Origin of the sequence: Micromonospora sp. NPDC050397, assembly GCF_044901685.1 — a bacterium.
Taxonomy (GTDB): Bacteria; Actinomycetota; Actinomycetes; order Mycobacteriales; family Micromonosporaceae; genus Micromonospora_G.
This window is the reverse complement of sequence record NZ_JBJDPS010000008.1, coordinates 236,596-257,364: the sequence shown is the minus strand read 5'-3', so window position 1 is coordinate 257,364 and position 20,769 is coordinate 236,596. Positions and strand designations below refer to the sequence as shown.

The window sequence follows — 20,769 nt, the reverse complement described above, 5'->3', positions numbered from 1 at the left end:
TCGTAGGACCAAGGAGCGACGACGTCAGCGAGCGACCAACACGATTTTCAGCCCGGAACGGGCCACCTCGCCAGAGGCGACAAGGACTAACCCCCCGCTCCCAACCCCCACCCTTCTCCCCTCCCCCCAACCCACCCCTCCGCCGCGATCTGGGGCAAATCTGCGTTGGTGGAGATCAACGCGTGACGATTAGCCCTAGATCGCGGAAGGGGGTGGGGGAGGGGGGTGGGTTTTATTCCGGGTTTCGGGGTTGTGGAGGGGTGGGCGGGGTGATGTTTACGGCCGTGGCGGCGGGTCTGGGTAACGCGTCGCGCGTGCGAGACTAGACAACCATGAGCGACCCACGGATCACCTCGTCGATCTTCACCCGCGGCGCGGTAGACCTCGGCGCGCTGCGCAGCGCCGCCCAGCCGTCCGCCCGACCCGCCGGCCAGCCTCCGGCCGGCTCCGCACCCGCCGCCGCACCGACCGGCGCCGCTGGCGGGGGTGGCGTCACGGTCATAGACGTCACCGAGGCGACGTTCCAGTCCGAGGTGCTGGAACGCTCTCTCACCACCCCCGTGGTGATCGACTTCTGGGCCGAGTGGTGTGAGCCGTGCAAGCAGCTCTCCCCGGTGCTGGAGCGGCTGGCCGTGGAGGGCGGCGGCGCCTGGGTGCTCGCCAAGATCGACGTGGACGGCAACCCGAGAATCGCGCAGATGTTCCGGGTGCAGGGCATCCCGATGGTCTACGCGGTGATCGGCGGCCAGCCGGTGGACGCCTTCTCCGGCGTCGTACCGGAGTCGCAGTTGCGGCAGTGGATCGACGCCGTGCTCAAGGCCGGCGGGGTGGCGGTCGAGACCCCGGAGGACCCGCGACTCGGTGACGCCGACGAGGCGCTCATCACCGGCGACCTCGACGCCGCCGAGCGGGCGTACAAGAAGATCCTTTCGGATTCTCCGGCGGACGCGGCGGCCGAAGCCGGCCTGGCGCACGTCGCCCTGGCCCGCAGGGTGGCCGGGGTCGACCCGGCTGCGGCGCTCGCCGCCGCCGAGGCCAGCCCCGACGACGTGCCGGCCAACCTGCTCGCCGCCGACATCGAGGTGCTCAGCGGTCAGGCCGAGCAGGCGTACGCCAGGCTGGTCGGCCTGGTCCGGCGCAGCTCGGGGGAGGACCGGGAGGGAATCCGCCGGCACCTGCTCTCCCTGTTCACCGTGGCCGGGCCGGACGATCCGGCCGTCGCCGGGGCCCGTCGGGCGCTCGCCAGCGCACTGTTCTGACCGGCGCCCGGCCGGCCGTCCGGCCGGGCAACAGGCAATGGTTGACCATGGAGCGTGAAAAGTCTGCCGAGGCAAGTGCGAAATGCCTGACCCTGGGCGTGCGGAAAGTGTGATCACATGGGTGCTGAAGGCCTGATCAGGTGAGTAGGAGCACGTCACCGGTCAGCCCCGCGGTCGGCAACGAGGACGGGAGCCCATGATGCGCCGGATCGCCGTCCTCGACGCACCCTCGAACCTGGGCCTGCGCCCGCCCACCGCCACCTCCGTGCCAGGCTGCGCGAAGGCACCGGGGGCGTTGCGGGACCAGGACCTGATCGGCCGGCTGACGGCCCGCGACGCGGGCTGCCTCACCCCCTCGCGGTACGACCCCGGCGACTGGCGCCCCGGCGACGGGGTCGCCCACGCCGGGGCGATCGCGGCGTACTCGCGGGCGCTCGCCGACCGGATCGGCGCGATAATCGACCGGGGTGAGTTCCCGGTCGTGCTCGGCGGCGACTGCTCGATCGTGCTCGGCTCGGCCCTGGCCATGCACCGGCTCGGCGAGGCGGTGGGAGGCAGGATCGGCCTCGTCTACGTCGACGGACACTCCGACTTCCGGCATCCCGGCAACGCGTCGTACGTCGGCGCGGCGGCCGGCGAGGGGCTGGCCCTGGTGACCGGTCGGGGACAGCCCGACCTCGCCTCGATCGAGGGGCGCCGCCCGTACTTCCGGGACATCGACGTGGTCGTGCTCGGCATCCGCGCCCAGGACGAGTACCGGCTGGACCTCCAGGCGGCCGGAATCGTCACCCGCCCGGTGCCGATCCTGCGGGCCGAGGGGGCGGCCCGGACCGCCCAGTGGGCGCACGACCAGCTCGCCGACTGTGCCGGTTACTGGGTGCACGTCGACGTTGACGTACTCGATCCGGCGGTGATGCCCGCCGTCGACGCGCCCGACCCCGGTGGGATCGCCTTCCCGGAGCTGGAACTGCTGCTCGCCGGGCTGGTCGACTCGCCGCACTGCCTGGGAGTCGAGGTCACCGTCTTCGACCCGGACTACGACCCCGAGGGCGCGTACGCGGCGGAGATCGTCGGCACCCTCGCGGCCGGCCTGGCCCCGGTCACCACCCCGGAGACGCCGCCGCCCCGGCTGCTGCCGACCCAGCCCTCCGCCGCCGGTCGTGGCGGCCTCCGGCCGGTCCGGGAGGCGCCCGCGACGCCGACGCCGGTCACCCCGGCCGCGCCGGTCCCGGCCACCGCCGCCGGGCGCTCGACCGGCCCCGGTACGCCGGGCGCCTCGATGGTGTCGAGCGCCTTCGGCCCGGTCAACGCCTTTGGCGCCGAGGTGGCGAGCGCGTCCGGGGCGAGCACGAGCGGGACGAGCGCCTCCAGGACGAGAGCGTCCGGGGCGGGCGGGGACGGGACGAGAGCGTCCGGGGCGGGCGGGGACGGGACGAGAGCGTCCGGGGCGGGCGTCGGCACCGGACGCGGCTCCCGTACGTCGAAGACCTCCGCCGGACCCCGGCGGGGGCTGTCGTCGGTCGCCGGCATGGGTGTCGACGCGCCGACCCCGGTCGACCAGGTTGTCGATCCGAGCCGTCCGGCTTCCCGGACGGCGCCCCGCCCGAGTTCGGCACCGAAGCCGACCGTGGCCGCCACCCCCGCCGAGCCGGCGTCGAGTGGGACGCTCGGGTCGCCGCCACCCGTACCCGAATCCGCCGACGCCCCGCCGACCCCGGCGGCACCGGCCGCTTGGGTCACCGGTTCGGGGTCGACCACCGACCGGGATGCCAGCATCGTTCCACGGACGCCGGGCGGGACGGACGTCCCGCCCGTTCCCCCCGCTCCGGAGCCGGTCGGCCCACCGCCGTCGGCGGGTCCGGGGCGCCTACGCCGTGCTCAGCCGACGGAGCCACCGGCCGGCGCCGGGACCGGCACCGAGGGCACGGACCCGGCCGCGACGCCCGCCTGACCGGGCGACGGCGGCCGTAGTCCCGCACGGCCGCCGAGCGGCGGCCGTGCGGGACCGGGTCAGCGGGCGGCCAGGTTGCGCAGGAACCGGTCGGCGATCGGGACGGCGGTGTCACCGCTGCCGCCGCCGTTCTCGACGAAGACCGCGAAGGCCACGTCACCCTGCCAGCCGACGAACCAGGCGTGCGTGTGCGCCGGGTTGTTGTCGTACTCGGCGGTTCCGGTCTTTCCGTGGACCGGGCCGCCGGGGACGTTCTTCAGCGCCGTCGCGCTGCCGGCGGTGACCACCTCCCGCATCATCGTGCGCAGCGGTTCCACCGAGGTCGGCTTGAGCTGTGGACCGACCGGCGCGGACCCGGCGGGGGCCGGGTCGAGCACGAGTTTCGGCTGCTGCCACTGGCCCTTGGCGACGGCGGCGGTGGCGGCGGCCATGGCGATCGGACTGACCAGGTTGGTGCCCTGGCCGAACGCGGCGGCGGCCCGTTCGGCGGCCGAGCCACCGGTGGAGATCTTGCCGGTGAACGCCTCGACGCCCAACTCCCACTTGGCCTCCAGGCCCAGCGTGCGGCCCGTCTCGGCCAGCCCGGTGTCGCCGAGCTTCGGGGCCAGCGCGGCGAACGCGGTGTTGCAGGACTTGGCGAAGTCGGTCCGGAACGGTACGTCGCCCAACTCGAAGTCGTTGGCGTTCTTGAACGAGCGGCCGTCGACGGTGAACGTCTTCGGGCAGGCCACCTTGCCGTCCAGGCTGACCGCGTTCTGGTCGAGCAGCCCGAGGGCGCTGACCATCTTGAAGGTGGATCCGGGCGGCACCTGCGCGGTCAGGGCGAGGTTCTCCGCCCCACCGCCCGGACCGTTCGCGGTGGCGAGCACGGAACCGTCGCTGATCCTGACCGCCACCAGGGCGGTACGGTGCGAGTCCGGGGCGAGGGCCGCGTCGGCGGCGCTCTGGGTCTTCACGTCGATCGTGGTCTTCAGCGGCGTACCCGGGGTCGGCTCGGTGCGGAACAGCTCGGTGTCGGTCGGCACGAGCTGCCCGTTGTCGTTGCGCCGACTGATCACCACGGTGCTGCCCGGGGTGCCGCGCAGCGGCTTCTCGTACCGGCCCTGGAGGCCGCCGTGCCCGATCATGTCGGTGGCGACGTACACCCCGGGGTTGGCGTCGAGGTCCTCCTTCTGCGCCGGGTCGACCGAGCCGAGCAGGGCACGGGCGAACTCCCGGGTCGGCGCCAGCTCCCGCTGCTCCTCCCGGAACTTTGTCCCGGGCAGGTCGTAGATGCGCGGCTTGATCTGCTGGTACGCCTCCTTCCGAAGGCTGACCACCTCGACAAAGGCGTCCGGCTTCGCCTGTTTGATCTGTTCCGGCAGGTCGTCGAGTTCGATCGCCGGTGTGATCGCCGGCCGGATCGCCTTGAACGCCGCCTCCAGCTCCTTGACCAGGGCTGGGACGTCACTGACCTCGCTCGGCTGGACCCCGATCACGATGATCGACCGGGGCGCCACGATGGGCTGGCCGGCGCCGTCCAGGATCTGCCCGCGCGGGGCGGCGACCCGGCGTACGGTCAGTTGGTCGCCCTCGGTCAACTTCTCCTGGGCGATCCGTGGCTCCCAGATGATCCGCCACTGGTCCTCGGTGTCGCGCTTGAGTCGCACCGCCGTGGGGTACGCCCAGTGGGTGCCACCGGGCAGGGTCCAGTCGACCGTCAGTTTTGCCGTCGCGGCGTCTCCGCCGACCGAGGCGTCACCGTTGCGTCGCACCGCCGGGGTGGGCAGGTCGCCGGCCAGGAACTTGATCTCCTCCAGCACCTTGGCCCCGGTGATCTGCTGCCCCTGGTCGTCGAGGAAGCGGAACTGGTCGAGTTTCCCGTCCCGCCAACCACCGAGGAAGTCGTCCACCGCCTGCTCCGGCGAGGGCTGGCCGGAGCACCCGGCCAGCGAGCCGGTCAGCAGCCCGAGGGCGGCCAGGGCGGCCAGGATCGGTCGGCGGAGGCGGGTGGTCGGCGGCCGGAGGCCGCCGTCGCGGCGGCGTTGCTCGTACGGGTGCATGTGGCGTAGGCCACCTTTCGGTCGTTCGTCCCCGATTCGACTCCCGACGGTAGTACGCGTGTCCACCCTGGTGGAGTCGGTGGAAGGGTTCCCGGCCGACCGAGATCCAGGTGTGATGACGTGCTGAGTAGGGGTACTCACCAGCACCAGTGCCCCGTACCCACAAGGGGTGAAAGGGCAGAGTCGCGAACCGTACGTCCAGAGGTCGGTCCGCCGATCAAGGAGTGAACCGACAGGGTCATACTGGGCGGGTTGAGCACCCACAACGCGGTGGGTCGAGGGGAGTGGCACCGATGGACCGGCGTCCGGCGATTAAATTTCCGGAGTCCGATTTGCGACCGGCAGACACTGGCCGGGAGGACGGGTCCGATCCGGCGGCGATCGATGACGACGGCCCCGGCCCTCGGCTCGACACCGGAGTCACGGGTGCCAGCGTGGACACCCTCTATGATCTTGGCCTGCCGCCGGACGCGCTGACCGACGACGTGGAGGACGCCGATCTCGACGAGCCGGTCCCGAACGCCGAGCGGCTCGTCGCGCAGGCGGTCGCGCTGGCCGGCGCCGACCACGACGCGGCTACGCTGGTGGACAGGTTCTGGCGGTTCGCACCGGACGAGGAGCTGATCGGCTTCACCGGGGCGGAGATGCTTGCCGCCGCCCAGGCCCACCGCGACCTGGCCCAGCAGCGGGTGCCGGGCGAGCTGAAGCTGCGGATCCACGAACCGGCCCCGGAACAGCAGCACACGGTGATCGAGATCGTCACCGACGACATGCCGTTCCTGGTCGACTCGGTGACCGCGCTGCTCACCGCGCAGCACCTCGACCTGCACATGCTGGTGCACCCGCTGGTCGTGGTCCGTCGGGAGCCGCTCGGCCGGCTGACCGAGGTCGCCGCCGACGTGGAGCCGGACGACGCGATCGACGGCGACGTGGTCGAGAGCTGGATGCGGATCGAGATCGACCCGATCCGGGACGCGGCCGAGCGCGACCAACTCCGGGCCGAGTTGCAGCGGGTGCTGACCGACGTACGCGAGGCGGTGGAGGACTGGCCGAAGATGCGCCAGCGGGCCCTCGCCCTCGCCGACGAGCTGGCCGCCGCGCGTACCTCGGAGAACCGGCCGCCGGTGCCGGAGAAGGACATCACCGACTCGGTGGAGCTGCTGCGCTGGCTGGCGCACGAGCACTTCACCTTCCTCGGTTACCGGGAGTACCGGCTGGTCGACGCGGAGGGCGCCGGGGTCGGTACGGACACCGGGGTCGGCCCCGACGGCACCGGCGCGGAGCAGGCGCTGGAGGCGGTGCTCGGCACCGGCCTGGGCATCCTCCGGCAGGACTCGACCTCGCCCCGGGTGCTCGCCTCGATGACGCCCGAGGCGCACGACAAGGTGCTGGAGAAGCGCCTCCTGATCATCACGAAGGCCAACTCGCGGGCCACCGTGCACCGCTCGGCCTACCTCGACTACATCGGGTTCAAGATCTTCGACGAGGCGGGCGAGGTGGTGGGCGAGCGCCGCTTCCTGGGCCTCTTCTCCACCTCCGCCTACCGGACCAGCGTGCGGGAACTGCCGGTGGTCCGACGCAAGGTCGCCGAGGTGCTCGACCGGTCCGGGCTGAGCCCGCGCAGCCACTCCGGCAAGGACCTGCTCCAGATCCTGGAGACGTACCCGCGCGACGAGCTGTTCCAGATCAAGACCGACGACCTCTACCACGCGGTGATCGGCGTACTGCGGATGGCCGGGCGCCGCCAGTTGCGGCTGTTCCTGCGCAGGGACGGCTACGGGCGGTTCATCTCCTGCCTGATCTACCTGCCCCGGGACCGCTTCACCACGCAGAACCGGCTGCGGATGCAGGAGATCCTGCTGCGCGAGCTGAACGGTGTCGGGGTCGACTACACCACCCGGGTCACCGAGTCGATGCTCGCCCGGGTGCACTTCATCGTCCGGACCGACCCGGCGAACCCGCCCGGTGGCGTCGACGCCGACCTGCTCGCCGAGCGGCTCGCCGACGCCACCCGGCTCTGGGACGACGACTACCGTCTCGTGCTCGAACGCAAACTCGGCGACGAGCAGGCCAAGCACCTCTTCCGGCGGTACACCGACGCGTTCCCCGAGGGCTACAAGGACGACCACACGCCGTACGAGGCGATGAAGGACCTGGCCAAGCTGGAGCTGCTGGAGGAGCCCGGCCAGCTCGAGATGCACATGTTCCGCAAGCAGCGCTCGGCCCGGCCGGGCAGCGCGGGCGTGCCCGCCGACGACGACCTCGAGGTCCGGTTCAAGGTCTACCGGTACGGCGAGCCGATGGTCCTCTCCGCCGTGCTGCCCGTGCTGCACTCGCTCGGGGTCAGCGTGGTCGACGAGCACCCGTACGAGGTGGACCGGGTCGACGGCCGGATCTACCTGTACGACTTCGGCCTCCAGTTGCAGGACGGCGCGCGCGACCTGGCCGAGGTACGCCCGCACGTGGAGAACGCCTTCTCCGCCACCTGGCGGGGCGAGGCCGAGGTGGACGGCTTCAACGAGCTGGTCCTGCGCGGCGGGCTCACCTGGCGTCAGGTGGTGGTGCTCCGGGCGTACGCGAAGTATCTGCGCCAGGCCGGCACGGTCTTCTCCCAGGAGTACATGGAGTCGACCTTCATCGCCTACCCGGAGATCGCCTCGCTGCTGGTGCAGCTCTTCGAGGTCCGGTTCTCGCCGACCTCCCAGCTCGACGCCGGCCAGCGCGAGTTGCAGAGCAAGCAGCTCGTGACGAACATCGGCGAGGCGCTGGACGAGGTGACCAGCCTCGACCAGGACCGGATCCTGCGCTCCTACCTGACGCTGATCCAGGCCACCCTCCGGACCAGCTTCTACCAGCGGGCCACCGACGGGCGGCCGAAGTCGTACGTCGCCTTCAAGCTGGACCCGCAGGCGATCCCGGAGCTGCCGGCACCCCGCCCGAAGTACGAGATCTTCGTCTACTCGCCCCGGTTCGAGGGTGTGCACCTGCGGTTCGGGCCGGTGGCCCGGGGCGGGTTGCGCTGGTCCGACCGGCGCGAGGACTTCCGTACCGAGGTGCTGGGCCTGGTCAAGGCGCAGATGGTGAAGAACGCCGTGATCGTGCCGGTCGGCGCCAAGGGCGGCTTCGTGCTCAAGCAGAAGCCGGGCGACCGGGACGAGGCGGTGATCTGCTACAAGCAGTTCATCTCGGCCCTGCTCGACGTGACCGACAACCTCTCCGCCGGGCAGATCGTGCCGCCCCGCGAGGTGGTACGGCACGACGGCGACGACCCGTACCTGGTGGTCGCGGCGGACAAGGGAACCGCGACGTTCTCCGACATCGCCAACGAGATCTCGCTGTCGCACGGCTTCTGGCTGGCCGACGCGTTCGCCTCCGGCGGCTCGGCCGGCTACGACCACAAGAAGATGGGCATCACCGCGCGCGGTGCCTGGGAGTCGGTCAAGCGGCACTTCCGCGACATGGGCGTCGACACCCAGACCCAGGACTTCACCGTGGTCGGCGTCGGTGACATGTCCGGCGACGTGTTCGGCAACGGGATGCTGCTCTCCGAGCACATCAAGCTGGTGGCCGCGTTCGACCACCGGCACATCATCCTGGACCCGGACCCGGACCCGGCCACCTCGTACGTCGAACGGCGGCGGCTGTTCGACCTGCCCCGGTCGTCCTGGGAGGACTACGACACCAACCTGATCTCCGAAGGCGGCGGCATCTTCTCCCGTACGGCGAAGACCATCCCGATCACGCCGCAGGTCCGCGCGGTGCTCGGCCTCGACGAGGGGGTGGACGCGATGTCGCCGCAGGAGCTGATGCGGGCCATCCTCACCGCCCCGGTGGACCTGTTCTGGAACGGCGGCATCGGCACCTACGTCAAGGGCGCCACCGAGTCGAACAGCCAGGTGGGGGACAAGTCCAACGACGCCATCCGGGTCGACGGCAAGGCGCTGCGCGCCAAGGTCGTCGGCGAGGGCGGCAACCTGGGCTTCACCCAGCTCGGCCGGATCGAGTACGCGGTCGCGGGTGGTCGGATGTACACCGACTTCATCGACAACGCGGCCGGGGTGGACACCTCCGACCACGAGGTCAACATCAAGATCCTGCTCGGTGCGGCGGTCGCCGACGGCGAGCTGACCATGCCCGAGCGGGACGAACTCCTGGCCGAGATGACCGACGAGATCGCCGAGCACGTGCTCCGGGACAACTACGACCAGGCGCGGGCGATCGGCAATGCGCAGGCCCAGGCCGCGTCGCTGCTGCCGGTGCACCGCCGGATGATCAGCGACCTGGAGAAGTCCGGCGCGCTCAACCGGGAGCTGGAGGCGTTGCCGCCGGACGAGGAGCTGGCGGTCCGTACCGAGAACGGGCTGACCGCGCCCGAGTTCGCGGTGCTGCTCGCGTACGTGAAGATCGTGCTCGAACGGGAGATCCTCGCCGACGGCCTGCCGGACGAACCGTGGACCGCCGAGGTGCTCGCCGGCTACTTCCCGACCCCGTTGCGGGAGCGGTTCGCCGACCGGATGGCCGACCACCGGCTGCACCGGGACATCGTCACCACGGTTCTGGTCAACGAGGCGATCAACCGGGGCGGCATCTCCTTCATCTACCGCGTGGTCGAGGAGACCGCGGCGACCGCCGCCGACGTGATCCGGGCCTACGTGGTGGTTCGGGACGTGTTCGAGCTGCGCCAGATCTGGGAGGCGGTCGAGGCACTGGACAACAAGGTGCCGACCGAGGTGCAGACCGGCGTCTACCTGGACACCCGCCGCCTGCTCGACCGGGCGGTACGGTGGCTGGTCACCAACCGGCGCTCGCCGATCGACGTACCGGCCGAGATCGCCCGGCTGCGCGACGGCGTCTCACGGCTCCTGCCCGAGCTGGGTGACCTCTTCTACGGCACCGAGCGGCAGGCGCTGACCGCCCACGTCGACCTGCTCGTCTCCCGGGGCCTGCCGCGCGACCTGGCCGAGCGGACGACCCGGCTGATGTACAGCTTCGGGCTGCTCGACGTGGTGGAGACGGCAGCCGGCGCCGGGCGGGACGTGGGCGAGGTGGCCTCGGTCTACTTCGTCCTCTCCGACCGGTTCCGGGTCGACTCGCTGCTGTCGAAGATCTCCCTGCTGCCACGGGAGGACCGCTGGCAGACGCTGGCCCGGATGGCCCTGCGCTACGACCTGTACGCGGCGCTCGCGGCGCTCACCGCCGAGGTGCTCCAGTCGACCGCCGACTCGGTGCCGGCGGAGCAGCGGGTACGCCAGTGGGAGGAGTCGAACGCGACCTCGATCAGCCGGGCGCAGAAGGCGATGGGCGAGTTCGACGAGTCCCGTTCCGACCTGGCGGCACTCTCCGTCCTGCTCCGCCAGATCCGTACCCTCGTCCGCACCTCCGCCGCCGCCTAGCTGGGTAAGGAAGGGCCCCTTGTTAACGCTATGCGTTAACAAGGGGCCCTTCCTTACCCGCGTGAGCGGTTAGCGCTGGTCGAAGACCCGCTTGCTGGAGCCGAGGCGCAGGAAGACGGTCTCGCCGGTGGCGTCCTGCACCGCGTCGTTGTCGGTGACCGCGTAGACCTGACCGTCGCCGGCAACGGTCAGACCCTCGAGCTTCTCCTGGGTCCAGCCGTTGGTCGCCCGCAGGTCGGGCAGCACGTCGTACGCCAGGGTCTTCGGCAGGACACGCAGCGGACCCGGCGCGGCCGCCGTCTTCGGCAGGTCCACGGTGTAGACCCGCTTGATCCGGGCGGCAGGGCCGTTCAGCTTGTCCCGCTCGATCACCGCGAGCTTGTTGCCGACGACGGTGATCTCGGAGAGGCCCATCCAGTCACCGGCGGTGCTGGTGCTGGCCAGCCGGTAGCCGAACCAACTCCAGGTGCCCGAGGTCACGTCGTAGCGCCCGAGCCGGACGGTGCCGGCCGGGTCGGTGGAGACCTCCCGCTGGAGGGCGGCCCAGAGCACCTCGCGGCCACGCGAGTCGGTGGTCGCGGTGACGCCCTCGAAGCCCTGCTTGGCCAGGCCGCCGGCAACCTCCGCCGGCAGCTCCACGACCTGCCGGGTCACGCCGTCGCGGTCGAGCCGGACCAGCTTGTTGCCGGCGCCGGTGGTGCCCTCGACGGCGAGCCAGAAGCCGCCCTGGGGACGGGCGAAGATGCCCTCGGCGTCGTAGCCGACCGGGTTGCCCTCGGCATCGGAGACGGTGAGCGCGCCGGTGATCAGCGCCGGCTTCCGGGTCGGGTCGATGGTGAGGATCCGGGTCGGCGAGTACGCCGCGTCGGTCACGCTGTAGAGCAGGTGGGACTTGCCCGGTACGGCGGAGAGCGCACCGAGCGCACCCCAGCCGATCGGCGCGGAGTCCCGGCCGTTCTTCAGGTTGGCGGAGACGATGCTCGGGAAGGCGGGCGTGCCCTTGCCGAGCTCGTACACGGTCACCGAGGCGCGTACGCCGACCGACGCGTCGTCCTCCTCGCTCGAAACCGCGAGCAGGTTGCGGCCGGGGATCGGCAGCAGTCCCTCCGGCCCGTTGGTGGCCGGCAGCACCTGCTTGAAGACCGGGCTGGTCGGCCGGCTGATGTCGTACACGGCGACGAAGTTGCTCCGCTCCGAGCCGACGAAGGCGTACCGGACGCCGTCGTACTCGGCGATCGCGACACCCTCCGGCTCGGTGCCCTTGTTCTCGGCCCGGTCCTCGTTGTGCAGCCCGTACGTGACCGCGAGCCGCTCGAAGCTGTTGCCCGCGTCCCAGGCGACCCGCCCGGTACGGCTGTCAAAGACCGACCAGCCCCGGGTGCCGCCCCGCCAGTCGCCCTCGTTCGCGGTGGCGAGATAGCGGTCGTCGATCCAGGCGACCGCGTCCGGCTCACGGGGTACGTCGCTGATCGAGCCGGTCAGGTCGATCGCGCCGTCCTCGACGGTGTCGATGCCGCTGACGGAGGCCGTACCGGCGCTGAACACGCGGATGATCCGGCCGGTCGGCAGGTCCACGAGGACAACCCCGTTGTTTTCCTGCAGGGTGACCGCGACCTCGTTGTTCCGGTTGATCGAGACGTACTCCGGCTCCGGGTCGGTCGGCGCGGCGAACCCGGCGCCGACAAACGCGGGAAGCGCCGCGCCGTTCGCCCCGGTGAACGCGACCGGCCGGGTCTGCCAGCGGCTCGGGTTGCTGCCGGTCAGGTCGATGATCTGGAGGAAGCCGGCCGGGGCCTGGGGCAGGTCGCCGTCCTCGCCCCCGGGCGGGGCGGCATCCTCGTCCCGCTCGTTCTCGATCGCGATGGCGGCGTACCGCTTGTCCTTGCTGATCGCGATGGAGTCGGGCTGTCCGCCGAGGTCGAAGCTGGCCACCCGCTGCCGCGTACGCAGCGAGATGACGTCCAGCCGGCCGGAGGGCGCGGTGAAACTGGGGCTGGTGTTGACCACGACCAGGACGTACTGGCCGACCACGGCTACCGAGGTCGGCTCGTCCTCGGCGTCGCCCAACTGGGCCAGGGAGAGGGTGCCGAGGCCACGGGGCTTGTCGGGGTTGGTCAGGTCGAGAAAGCCGATCCGGCGTGCGAGGGCGTCGGTGTAGATCAGCGTACGGCCGTCCTCGCTGACCGCCGAGATCTCGGCGACGGTCGCGGTGGCCGGGTCCTCACCCGCCGGGCGGTTCTGGAAGACCGGGTAGGTGGCGGTGCGGTCGAACGAGAGCGAACGGTCCGACTTCTGGTGTGCGGCGGCCGTACCGGCACCGGTGAGGGTGCTCGCGGCAACGGCCGCGACGGTGAGCGCCGTGTATATCTTTCTGCCAGGCATTGCATCTCCGATGCTGCTCGGGTCCCGACCTTGGAAGGTCGCACGGGCAGGCAAGCGGAAACGATCTCGCAAATGAACAGTGGGGGAAGAAGTCGATCCTGGCCGGGCCCCGAGTGGGACCCGGCCAGGACGGGGAGGATGCGCGGAGATTCGTGTTATCGCTGCGCAGCGGCGCCGGTGGGTGTGGTCGCGGTAGCGAACACGATGATGTTGTCCGGATAGCTCCGCTTCTTTCGGTCGAACTGACCTCCGCAGGTGACCAGGCGGAGGCCCGCCTTCTCCGAAGGCCCGTAGACCAGTTCGGTGGGAAAGGCCACCTTCGGATATGACTTGACGCCGTCCACGGTGAATTCGACGACGCTGCCGTCCTTCCGGCTTACCTTGATCCTGTCGCCGGGTTTCAACGAGCCGAGTTTGAAGAAGACCGCAGGGCCGATCTCGTGCGAGTCGACATGGCCGACGATCACCGAGTTGCCGATCTCGCCGGGGCTCGGACCGAGCCGGTACCAACCGGCGAGTTCGGCCTGGGAGAGCGGCGGCACCTCGATCATCCCGGTCGGGTCGACACCCAGGGACATGAGTTTCGCGGCGACCCCGATTTTGCTGATGGTGACGTCGGTCGGTTCCGAACGCGCCATTCCGCCGGACGGCGTCGTGGCGGTTGCCGTACCGGTGGTGCCGGGCGGGGCCGGGTTCGGGCTGACCGCCGCCGGGGCGGACGGTGCCGGGCTGGCCGATCCCGATCCGGATGCCGACGGCACCGGGCCGACCGATGGTGAGGTCGCCGATCCGACCGACGGTGAGGGCGCCGGGATGGCCGGCGGCAGCAGGGCCGGGTCGATGTTCGAGGACGCTTCCGGGCCGACCGGGTCCGCTTCGGCGTCGTCGAGATAGGCCGGCGCGGCGTCGGCGGCCGGTTGGGGCGGTAGTTCGGGCGCCGCGTTCAGTGCGGCGCCGATGAGTCCGGAGCCGACCAGGGCAAGTAGGGCGACGAGGGCGTAGCCGGCGGCACGCCACGTCCACACGTGACGGCCGCCGGCCCCTTCCCCCGACCCGTCAGACGAGCGGGCCATCGATCCGACGCCGCCGCATCAGTACGATGCCGCCGAGCGCCGCCGCACCCAGCATCGCCGCACCGCTGGTCGCGAGACCGTTGCCGCCGGCTCCGCCGTCGCCGCCGTCGACCCAACCGCTCGGTACGACCACCAGGGTCCCGAACCCACACGACCCCTTGAGTTCGTAGTGGCCCGGCTTCGCGTCGGCCGGGATCGTGGTGGTCGCGGAGTAGGTGTGTACGTTCTCCCCGTCCCACTCGGACTTCTTCTCCCACTCCGACCCGGCGCCCGACTCGGACTTCTTCTCCCAGTCGGACTTCTGGTTCCACTCGGACTTCTCGTCCGACTTCGCGCCCTCGTCCGACTTCCAGTCCTTCTCGGCCGATCCGCCCTCGGCCTTCACCGGATCCTTCGCCTCGGCCTTCGCTGGATCCTTCGCTGGATCCTTCGCTGGATCCTTGGCCTCGGCCGCAGGCTCTTCGACCTTGGCTGGCTCCTCCTCGGTCGCGTGTCCGCCCTCGCTGCCGGCGTGACCGCCCTTCTCCACCTGCTGCTCCGGCTCGGTGACCGGGGCGGCCTCCTCCGGTGCGTACTCCTCGACCGGTCCCAGGTCGGCCGCCGGTGGTGCCTCCTCGGGCGCGCCGGGTTCGGCTAGTCCCTTGGTCGGAGCGGCCTCGACCGCGCCGTTCTGCTCGGGCGCCGGCTGCGCTTTCTTGGTCCGGTACTCCTTGTACTCCAGGTAGTCCTTGTACTTCTTGTACTCCTGGTATTCCTTGTCGAGCTGGTAGTCCTCGTTCTCTTTGTATTCCTTGTACTGCTCGGTGTTCTTGTAGGTCTTGAAGTCGTCGGTTTTATGGGTGCTCTGGGCGGTTTCGCTGCCCTTCGCTTCCTCCGGTCCATTCCGGTCCTTCGGATCCTTCTTGTCATGTTTGCCGGTGAGCTCGAGCTTCCCGGTCACCCTGGACCAGACCCACGGGCTCTCCTGCGGTTCCTTGCAGACCTCGACGATGGTCACCTCGTGACCAGGCTTTGCCCAGCGCGGCTTCGCCAGGACCTGCCCCGTTTCGGCGGTGGTGGACGGACCGTCCGCCAGAGCGATCCCGGGCGCACCGACGAGCAAAGATGCGCCACCGAGGGCAGCTCCGGCGACGACCTTGCCGAGGAACTTCTTAGACATGACTCCCGTCACTCCTTCCCCTGTTCACCGTGGCCCGACGGCAGCCGAGCCATGACCGAGGCTAACGCGTTTGTGAGCTTTGGTCGGATTAATGAGGCTTTTCGGCTATCGACCACAAACGCGCCTTGGCCTGTGCTATCCGAACCATCGCGCGGTACGCGTCGAGTGGTGATTGATCGGGGTAGGGGGATGCCGTCGGGCGCTAACGACAACTGTTGTCGTACCCGGGGTTGCTGATCCTGTCCGGGGTCGACTCCTCGGCTGTGGTGCATTTTCGGAAAGAGTGTCCGAGTCCATCCAGTCCCACTGTTCACAGCGGAAACAGGAACGTTTTCCCGCGCGCAATGTCACCGCGATGGGACCGCGTCTCCGGTGCCCGTTCGGGCGTCGTCCGGCGGCCCCGGCCTGGCTCGGGATCGTTGCCGTGGTTGGCCTCGCCCGAGGCGTCCTCGTTGGCGCTTGGAGGCGCTCCGTGCGGGGTTCCAGCCGGTGTTTCCGCGAGGCGACGGGCGTGTCGGCGTGACGCCGCGCTGGCGTGTCCCCGGTCCGTGGTCCGTGTCCCGCCGGTCGGGCTGTCGCCGGCCGCGGTCGCGGCTCGTCCCCGGGTGCGTGGAGCCGGTTGAGGTGCGCGGCGAGAGGGTGGACAGTGCGGGGAGCGATCGTCGGTCATCGTTCTCCGGGTGTTGTGGTGGAAGCGCTCCCATGCAAGAATTCATCCACCACGCAGGGCAGCCACACCACGCGGTACGACGTCGAGGGCATCCGGTTCTTCCGGACGGCGTCAGTCTCGGCCGGCGGCTACGGCCGGCACCACCACCCCTTGCTAGCCCGTCCGGGTCGGGCGACAACCCGCATTCCCCCATGGCGCCGACGGACGACCCCACCGGTCCACGTCCGTGAGGCTGCCGCGCCGGGTCCCGCAACCGGGGACCGGCTGGCCCAAGGAGATCAGTCGCATGAGTTTACGAAGTAGATTGTCCGGTCGACGTAAGGCGCTGGCCCTCGCGGGCGCCAGCACGTTGGTCGCCGCCGGCCTCGTCACCCTTCCGGTCACCATGGCGCACGCGGCCACCCAGTGCAGCGTCACGTACTCGGCAAACCAGTGGCAGGGTGGCTTCAGCGCCAGCCTGACCATTCGGAACGTGGGTGACCCGCTGAACGGGTGGACCCTCGGTTTCACCTTCCCCAACAGCAGCCAGCGGGTGCAGCAGGGTTGGTCGGCGACCTGGAGCCAGTCCGGCAGCCAGGTGACCGCGCAGAGCATGTCGTGGAACGGCAACCTGGCCACCGGCGCTACCACCAGCATCGGCTTCAACGGTGCCTGGAGCGGCAGCAACCCGGCGCCGACCTCGTTCACGATCAACGGCACCGTCTGCAACGGTGGGAACCCGACCACCCCGCCCACCACTCCGCCGACCCGGCCGCCGACCACGCCGCCGACGCCGCCGCCGACCACCACTCCGCCGCCCACCAGCACGCCGCCGCCGGGCGGACCGAGGGTGGACAACCCGTACGTCGGGGCGACCGGCTACGTGAACCCGGACTGGAAGGCGAAGGCGGACGCCGAGCCGGGCGGAAGCCGGATCTCGAACAACCCGACCGGTGTCTGGATGGACCGGATCGCCGCGATCAACGGCACCACCGGAGCCCGTGGCCTGCGCGCACACCTCGACGGGGCGCTGGCCCAGGGTGCCGGCTACATCCAGATCGTCATCTACAACCTGCCCGGCCGGGACTGTGCCGCCCTGGCGTCCAACGGTGAACTCGGGGCGACCGAGATCGACCGGTACAAGACGGCGTACATCGACCCGATCGCCGCGATCATGGGTGACGCCAAGTACCGCAACCTCCGCATCATCAACGTGATCGAGATCGACTCGCTACCGAACCTGATCACCAACACCGGTAGCCGGGAAACCGCCACGCCGCAGTGCGACACGATGCTGGCCAACGGCAACTACGTCAACGGCGTCGGGTACGCCCTGGCGAAGCTCGGTGCGCTGCCGAACACGTACAACTACATCGACGCCGGGCACCACGGCTGGATCGGTTGGGACGACAACTTCGGCCCGTCCGCGACCCTCTTCGCCCAGGCCGCCCGCGCCTCCGGCAGCACGGTCAACAACGTGCACGGCTTCATCGTCAACACCGCCAACTACGGCATCCTGAGCGAGCCGTACTACAACATCAACAGCTCGGTGGGCGGTACGTCGGTACGACAGTCCACCTGGGTCGACTGGAACCGGTACGTGGACGAGACCTCGTTCGCCCAGGCGTTCCGCAACCAGTTGGTCAGCGCCGGCTTCAACTCGAACGTCGGCATGCTGATCGACACCGGTCGTAACGGTTGGGGTGGCTCGGCCCGTCCGACCGGCCCGGGTCCGCAGACCAACGTGAACACGTTCGTCGACGGCGGCCGGCTGGACCGCCGGATCCACCTCGGCAACTGGTGCAACCAGAGCGGTGCCGGCATCGGCGAGCGCCCTCGGGCGGCCCCGGCCTCCGGCATCGACGCGTACGTCTGGATCAAGCCCCCGGGCGAGTCGGACGGCGCGAGCAGGGAGATCGCGAACGACGAGGGCAAGGGCTTCGACCGGATGTGCGACCCGACGTACCCCGGCAACGCCCGTAACGGCAACAACATGAGCGGCGCCCTGGCCGACGCCCCGCTCTCGGGCCACTGGTTCTCGGCCCAGTTCCAGCAGCTCATGCAGAACGCGTACCCGCCGCTGTAGGCGTTCGGGTAGGTCGGCGTACCGCAGCGAAGGAAAACCCTGGTCCGACCGGTACCTCTCGGTCGGACCAGGGTTTCGCCGTGAGCGCGGGGTCCGGGTCGCGGTGATCAGGGCACGGTCTTCTCGATCGCGGCCGGCCCCTGCTCCGCCAGCATGCGGCGGGCACGTTCGAGGTTCTCCGGGGTGGGATCCGCGCCCCAGGCGGCAACCAGGTCCTCCGGATCCCACGGCTGCTCCGAGCCGGTACGCGTCCCGTCGGAGCCGGGCCAGCCGCCGCCCTGCGAGTCGCCGATCAACTCCTCGGTGGGCGGAAAGTCACCCGGCACGTCGTCCGGCCCGACGAAGTCCGGGGTGTCCCGGTCCCGCCCGCCACCGGTACGCAACTGGGGCAGTGTGCTTTCGTCGTCGGCAGCCGAGGCCATCTCCGGCGACTCCTCCAGTGGCCGGTTCAGGCCAGGATCACGCTCCGTCATCGTTGCTGCCCTCCTGTCCGGTGGCGGCGCCGTTCCCACCCGATCGGCTACCCAGGATCGCCGGCACCATGCCGTCGATCGAAGAGGTCGACGGATCGTGTCCGGCCAGATGACGGTGGTTCACGTGGCGGTGCGGACGGCGGATCAGAGGGTGCATCACCGGCTGGTTCAAGCGGCGCATCACAGGCTGGTTCAAACGGCGCATCGCAGGGCGGATCACCGGTCGAGGAGCTGGTCGAGGAAGTCGCGGTAGCGGTGGATGGTGAGCCGGATACGTTCGGTCTCGCCGGTGTCCGTACCGGTGGCGCCGTTTTCCTCCAACCGGCCGCGTCGCTCGGACAGTGCCGTGGTGAGGGTCTGTACCGCCTCGTCGACGAGCCCGCGTGCCTCGTCGAGTGCACCGGTGGGATCGTCCACGAAGCGCAACTGCATGTCGCGCCAGCGGTCCCGCAGCCGATCGGTGGTGTCGGGGTCGAGCAGCGGCCCGGCTCCCTCGACACCGTAGCCCGACCCGCTCGCGCCGGCCCCGGCCGCACCGCCGCTCGTGCCGGCCCGGGCCGCACCGCCGCTCGTGCCGGCCACCGCGGCGCCGCCGGTCGTGCTGCCCACGGTGTTCTCCACAGCGCCGTTGTCGGGTGCCGCCGTGCTCTCCTCGCGGGCGTCCAACTCCTCGGTCCGGTCACCGCTGGCCAGCGCCGACGCGGCGACCGCACCGCTGACCGTGGGGGCGCCGAAGGAGGTGGGCAGTGGCGCGGGTTCGTGGTATCCGACCCGGTCCAAGTCGTCCTCCCGGTCCCGGTCCCGGTTGGCCGTCCGGCTCCGGTCGTCGGCCGGGTCGGCGGCGTAAGTCCGGTCGGCGGCGTCGGTCCGGTCGGCGGTGCCGGCCCGGTCCGGGCTGTCGGTGCCCACCAGGTTGTCGGTGCCCACCAGGTTGTCGGTGCCCACCAGGTCGTCGCTCCGGTTCGGATCGTCACCGTGTGGCAGGTCGTCGGTGTGTTCCCGGGCGGTTTCGAGGTCCGGATTGTCGCTCCGGTCGTTGGTGCCGGCCCGGTCGAGGGTCTCGGCCCGCTCCGGGCCGTCGCTCCGGTCCCGGGTGCCGACCCGGCCGGGGGTACGGTCGCCCGGCTGGTCGTCGATCTGCTGGTCCTGCTGGCGCATGGCGGCGGGTCTCCTAGCGGCTCGGGGTGTCCTGCGGCGAGTGCCGCGGAGCGTGTTCCGGGTTCTGTTCCGGGTTCTGTTCCGACCGGGGCGGGGAACTGTCCGTCCCGGTCCGTTCCGACCGGGGCAGGGAACTGTCCGTTCCACTCGGCTGACGGTGGTCGGGCGTTCCGTCGGCGCGTACCGGGTCGGTGCCGAGCAGGTCGGCGAAGAGGGCGCGGTAGTGCACCAGGGCCTGTCGCAGATCCTCGGTGCCGGCCTCACCACGCTGGTCACGCTCGCGAATCTGGTGCGCCTCGCGGTAGTGCGACAGGGTCCGGGCATGTTCGACCGAGAGGGTGGCGAGTTGCTCGTCGTAGTCCCCGGTCGGGTAGCCGCGCTCGGCGATCAGTCGGGTGACCAGCTCGTCCGCCTCACCGACCGAGTCGTTCGGCGCGTCGACGAACCTGGCCTGGATGTCCGACCAGGTGGTGGCGTACCGCTGGCGGGACTGCTCGGAGAGTGGGGTGAGGGTCAACTCGGCATGTCGGCGGGTACGTTCGCGCAACTCCCGCTCGGCCTCGCCCCGGCTCTCCCGGTCGGCGACAACCTGGTCGTACTCCGGGCCGAACCGGCGCCGTAGTGCGGCCCGGCGGCCGACCGCCCAGATCGCGGTGGCGACGGCCACGACGAGGATGGCGGCCACGACGATGACGATGATCTGCGTGGGTGACATGGGATCCTCCTTCGCCCCCTGCTATTCCCGCTGCGGAGTGATCGCCAATCCCGAAGCCGAAGACTTTTGCCTTCCACTTCCCCGTCGCGCCCGGAGTGTCAGTTTATGTCCGAATAAGTGGGACGTTGCTGGCTTGCCGTGCCGGAGCATCTGGTCCCTGGGCTCGTAAACTTGATCGGCTCGAGGAAGGGGCCGGGGTGGGCGGCACCCACGCGGGTCCGGGGCGATGAACGGGTGGTGCCGGAACTCGTGCGACAACGGTGGCCCGTGAGGTTCTCGGCACACTGATCGAAGCGGCGGAACAACCACGCGCGGGACGGTGGACGATGCCCTGTCGTGGCGAGTGGGGGCCGGGCGACCCGGTGAAGAACCTCGTCGACCCGCCGGGCCGGTGCGACCGGCGCGGCCAGCGGAAGACGGTTTGGGACT

General features: G+C 70.5%; 11 protein-coding genes and 1 pseudogene. 4 read left to right on the top strand and 8 right to left on the bottom strand.

All coding sequences use genetic code 11. The annotated features are described in order from the left end of the window. The first annotated feature begins 332 nt into the window (after positions 1-332). Both ACI2K4_RS25555 and ACI2K4_RS25550 read left to right on the top strand, forming a co-directional pair. Positions 333-1,259, top strand: coding sequence for a tetratricopeptide repeat protein (locus ACI2K4_RS25555; RefSeq protein ID WP_404514765.1), 927 nt, complete (start codon positions 333-335; stop codon positions 1,257-1,259). A gap of 196 nt (positions 1,260-1,455) precedes the next feature. Next, positions 1,456-2,553 (top strand): annotated as a pseudogene (locus tag ACI2K4_RS25550) (arginase family protein); the annotation flags it as partial. A 716-nt stretch (positions 2,554-3,269) separates the two neighbouring features. Here ACI2K4_RS25550 and ACI2K4_RS25545 read toward each other — a convergent pair. Beyond that, positions 3,270-5,252: a penicillin-binding transpeptidase domain-containing protein gene (locus ACI2K4_RS25545; RefSeq protein ID WP_404514764.1), complete on the bottom strand. Its 1,983-nt coding sequence runs from the start codon at positions 5,250-5,252 to the stop codon at positions 3,270-3,272. 293 nt (positions 5,253-5,545) lie between these two features. On the opposite strand from ACI2K4_RS25545, the gene ACI2K4_RS25540 reads away from it, so the two are divergent. After that, positions 5,546-10,645 (top strand): NAD-glutamate dehydrogenase, encoded by a 5,100-nt coding sequence (locus tag ACI2K4_RS25540; protein ID WP_404514763.1) that lies wholly within the window; start codon positions 5,546-5,548, stop codon positions 10,643-10,645. 69 nt (positions 10,646-10,714) lie between these two features. On the opposite strand, the gene ACI2K4_RS25535 is transcribed toward ACI2K4_RS25540, so the two are convergent. From ACI2K4_RS25535 to ACI2K4_RS25525, 3 genes are all read right to left on the bottom strand, one after another. After that, on the bottom strand, positions 10,715-13,027 hold the full coding sequence (locus ACI2K4_RS25535) for an esterase-like activity of phytase family protein (protein ID WP_404514762.1): 2,313 nt from the start codon (positions 13,025-13,027) through the stop codon (positions 10,715-10,717). A 155-nt stretch (positions 13,028-13,182) separates the two neighbouring features. Then, positions 13,183-14,100: a class F sortase gene (locus ACI2K4_RS25530; protein WP_404514761.1), complete on the bottom strand. Its 918-nt coding sequence runs from the start codon at positions 14,098-14,100 to the stop codon at positions 13,183-13,185. Continuing rightward, positions 14,084-15,259, bottom strand: a complete 1,176-nt coding sequence (locus ACI2K4_RS25525) for a hypothetical protein (RefSeq protein WP_404514760.1) — start codon at positions 15,257-15,259, stop codon at positions 14,084-14,086. Before ACI2K4_RS25525 ends, ACI2K4_RS25530 begins: the two co-directional genes overlap by 17 nt. Before the next feature lie 956 nt (positions 15,260-16,215). Between ACI2K4_RS25525 and ACI2K4_RS25520 the strand changes: the two genes are divergently transcribed. Further along, positions 16,216-17,994: a glycoside hydrolase family 6 protein gene (locus tag ACI2K4_RS25520; protein ID WP_404514758.1), complete on the top strand. Its 1,779-nt coding sequence runs from the start codon at positions 16,216-16,218 to the stop codon at positions 17,992-17,994. A gap of 107 nt (positions 17,995-18,101) precedes the next feature. Here ACI2K4_RS25520 and ACI2K4_RS25515 read toward each other — a convergent pair whose 3' ends face one another. The 4 genes from ACI2K4_RS25515 to ACI2K4_RS25500 are packed head-to-tail and all read right to left on the bottom strand — an operon-like array spanning position 18,102 to position 20,340. Next, positions 18,102-18,467 (bottom strand): hypothetical protein, encoded by a 366-nt coding sequence (locus tag ACI2K4_RS25515; protein ID WP_404514757.1) that lies wholly within the window; start codon positions 18,465-18,467, stop codon positions 18,102-18,104. Further along, positions 18,454-18,687 carry a hypothetical protein gene (locus tag ACI2K4_RS25510; RefSeq protein ID WP_404514756.1) on the bottom strand — a complete coding sequence of 78 codons (234 nt, stop codon included), beginning with the start codon at positions 18,685-18,687 and terminating at the stop codon, positions 18,454-18,456. The genes ACI2K4_RS25515 and ACI2K4_RS25510 overlap by 14 nt, the downstream gene beginning before the upstream one ends. Beyond that, positions 18,684-19,625: a hypothetical protein gene (locus ACI2K4_RS25505; RefSeq protein WP_404514755.1), complete on the bottom strand. Its 942-nt coding sequence runs from the start codon at positions 19,623-19,625 to the stop codon at positions 18,684-18,686. Before ACI2K4_RS25505 ends, ACI2K4_RS25510 begins: the two co-directional genes overlap by 4 nt. A gap of 13 nt (positions 19,626-19,638) precedes the next feature. Next, positions 19,639-20,340: a hypothetical protein gene (locus tag ACI2K4_RS25500; protein WP_404514754.1), complete on the bottom strand. Its 702-nt coding sequence runs from the start codon at positions 20,338-20,340 to the stop codon at positions 19,639-19,641. Between the last annotated feature and the right edge of the window lie 429 nt (positions 20,341-20,769).

What these genes read in the sequence shown, in the direction of transcription:
- ACI2K4_RS25555 (WP_404514765.1), top strand. Translation starts at nt 333, where the DNA reads ATGAGCGACCCACGGATCACCTCGTCGATCTTCACCCGCGGCGCGGTA.
- ACI2K4_RS25545 (WP_404514764.1), bottom strand. Translation starts at nt 5,252, where the DNA reads ATGCACCCGTACGAGCAACGCCGCCGCGACGGCGGCCTCCGGCCGCCG.
- ACI2K4_RS25540 (WP_404514763.1), top strand. Translation starts at nt 5,546, where the DNA reads ATGGACCGGCGTCCGGCGATTAAATTTCCGGAGTCCGATTTGCGACCG.
- ACI2K4_RS25535 (WP_404514762.1), bottom strand. Translation starts at nt 13,027, where the DNA reads ATGCCTGGCAGAAAGATATACACGGCGCTCACCGTCGCGGCCGTTGCC.
- ACI2K4_RS25530 (WP_404514761.1), bottom strand. Translation starts at nt 14,100, where the DNA reads ATGGCCCGCTCGTCTGACGGGTCGGGGGAAGGGGCCGGCGGCCGTCAC.
- ACI2K4_RS25525 (WP_404514760.1), bottom strand. Translation starts at nt 15,259, where the DNA reads ATGTCTAAGAAGTTCCTCGGCAAGGTCGTCGCCGGAGCTGCCCTCGGT.
- ACI2K4_RS25520 (WP_404514758.1), top strand. Translation starts at nt 16,216, where the DNA reads ATGAGTTTACGAAGTAGATTGTCCGGTCGACGTAAGGCGCTGGCCCTC.
- ACI2K4_RS25515 (WP_404514757.1), bottom strand. Translation starts at nt 18,467, where the DNA reads ATGACGGAGCGTGATCCTGGCCTGAACCGGCCACTGGAGGAGTCGCCG.
- ACI2K4_RS25505 (WP_404514755.1), bottom strand. Translation starts at nt 19,625, where the DNA reads ATGCGCCAGCAGGACCAGCAGATCGACGACCAGCCGGGCGACCGTACC.
- ACI2K4_RS25500 (WP_404514754.1), bottom strand. Translation starts at nt 20,340, where the DNA reads ATGTCACCCACGCAGATCATCGTCATCGTCGTGGCCGCCATCCTCGTC.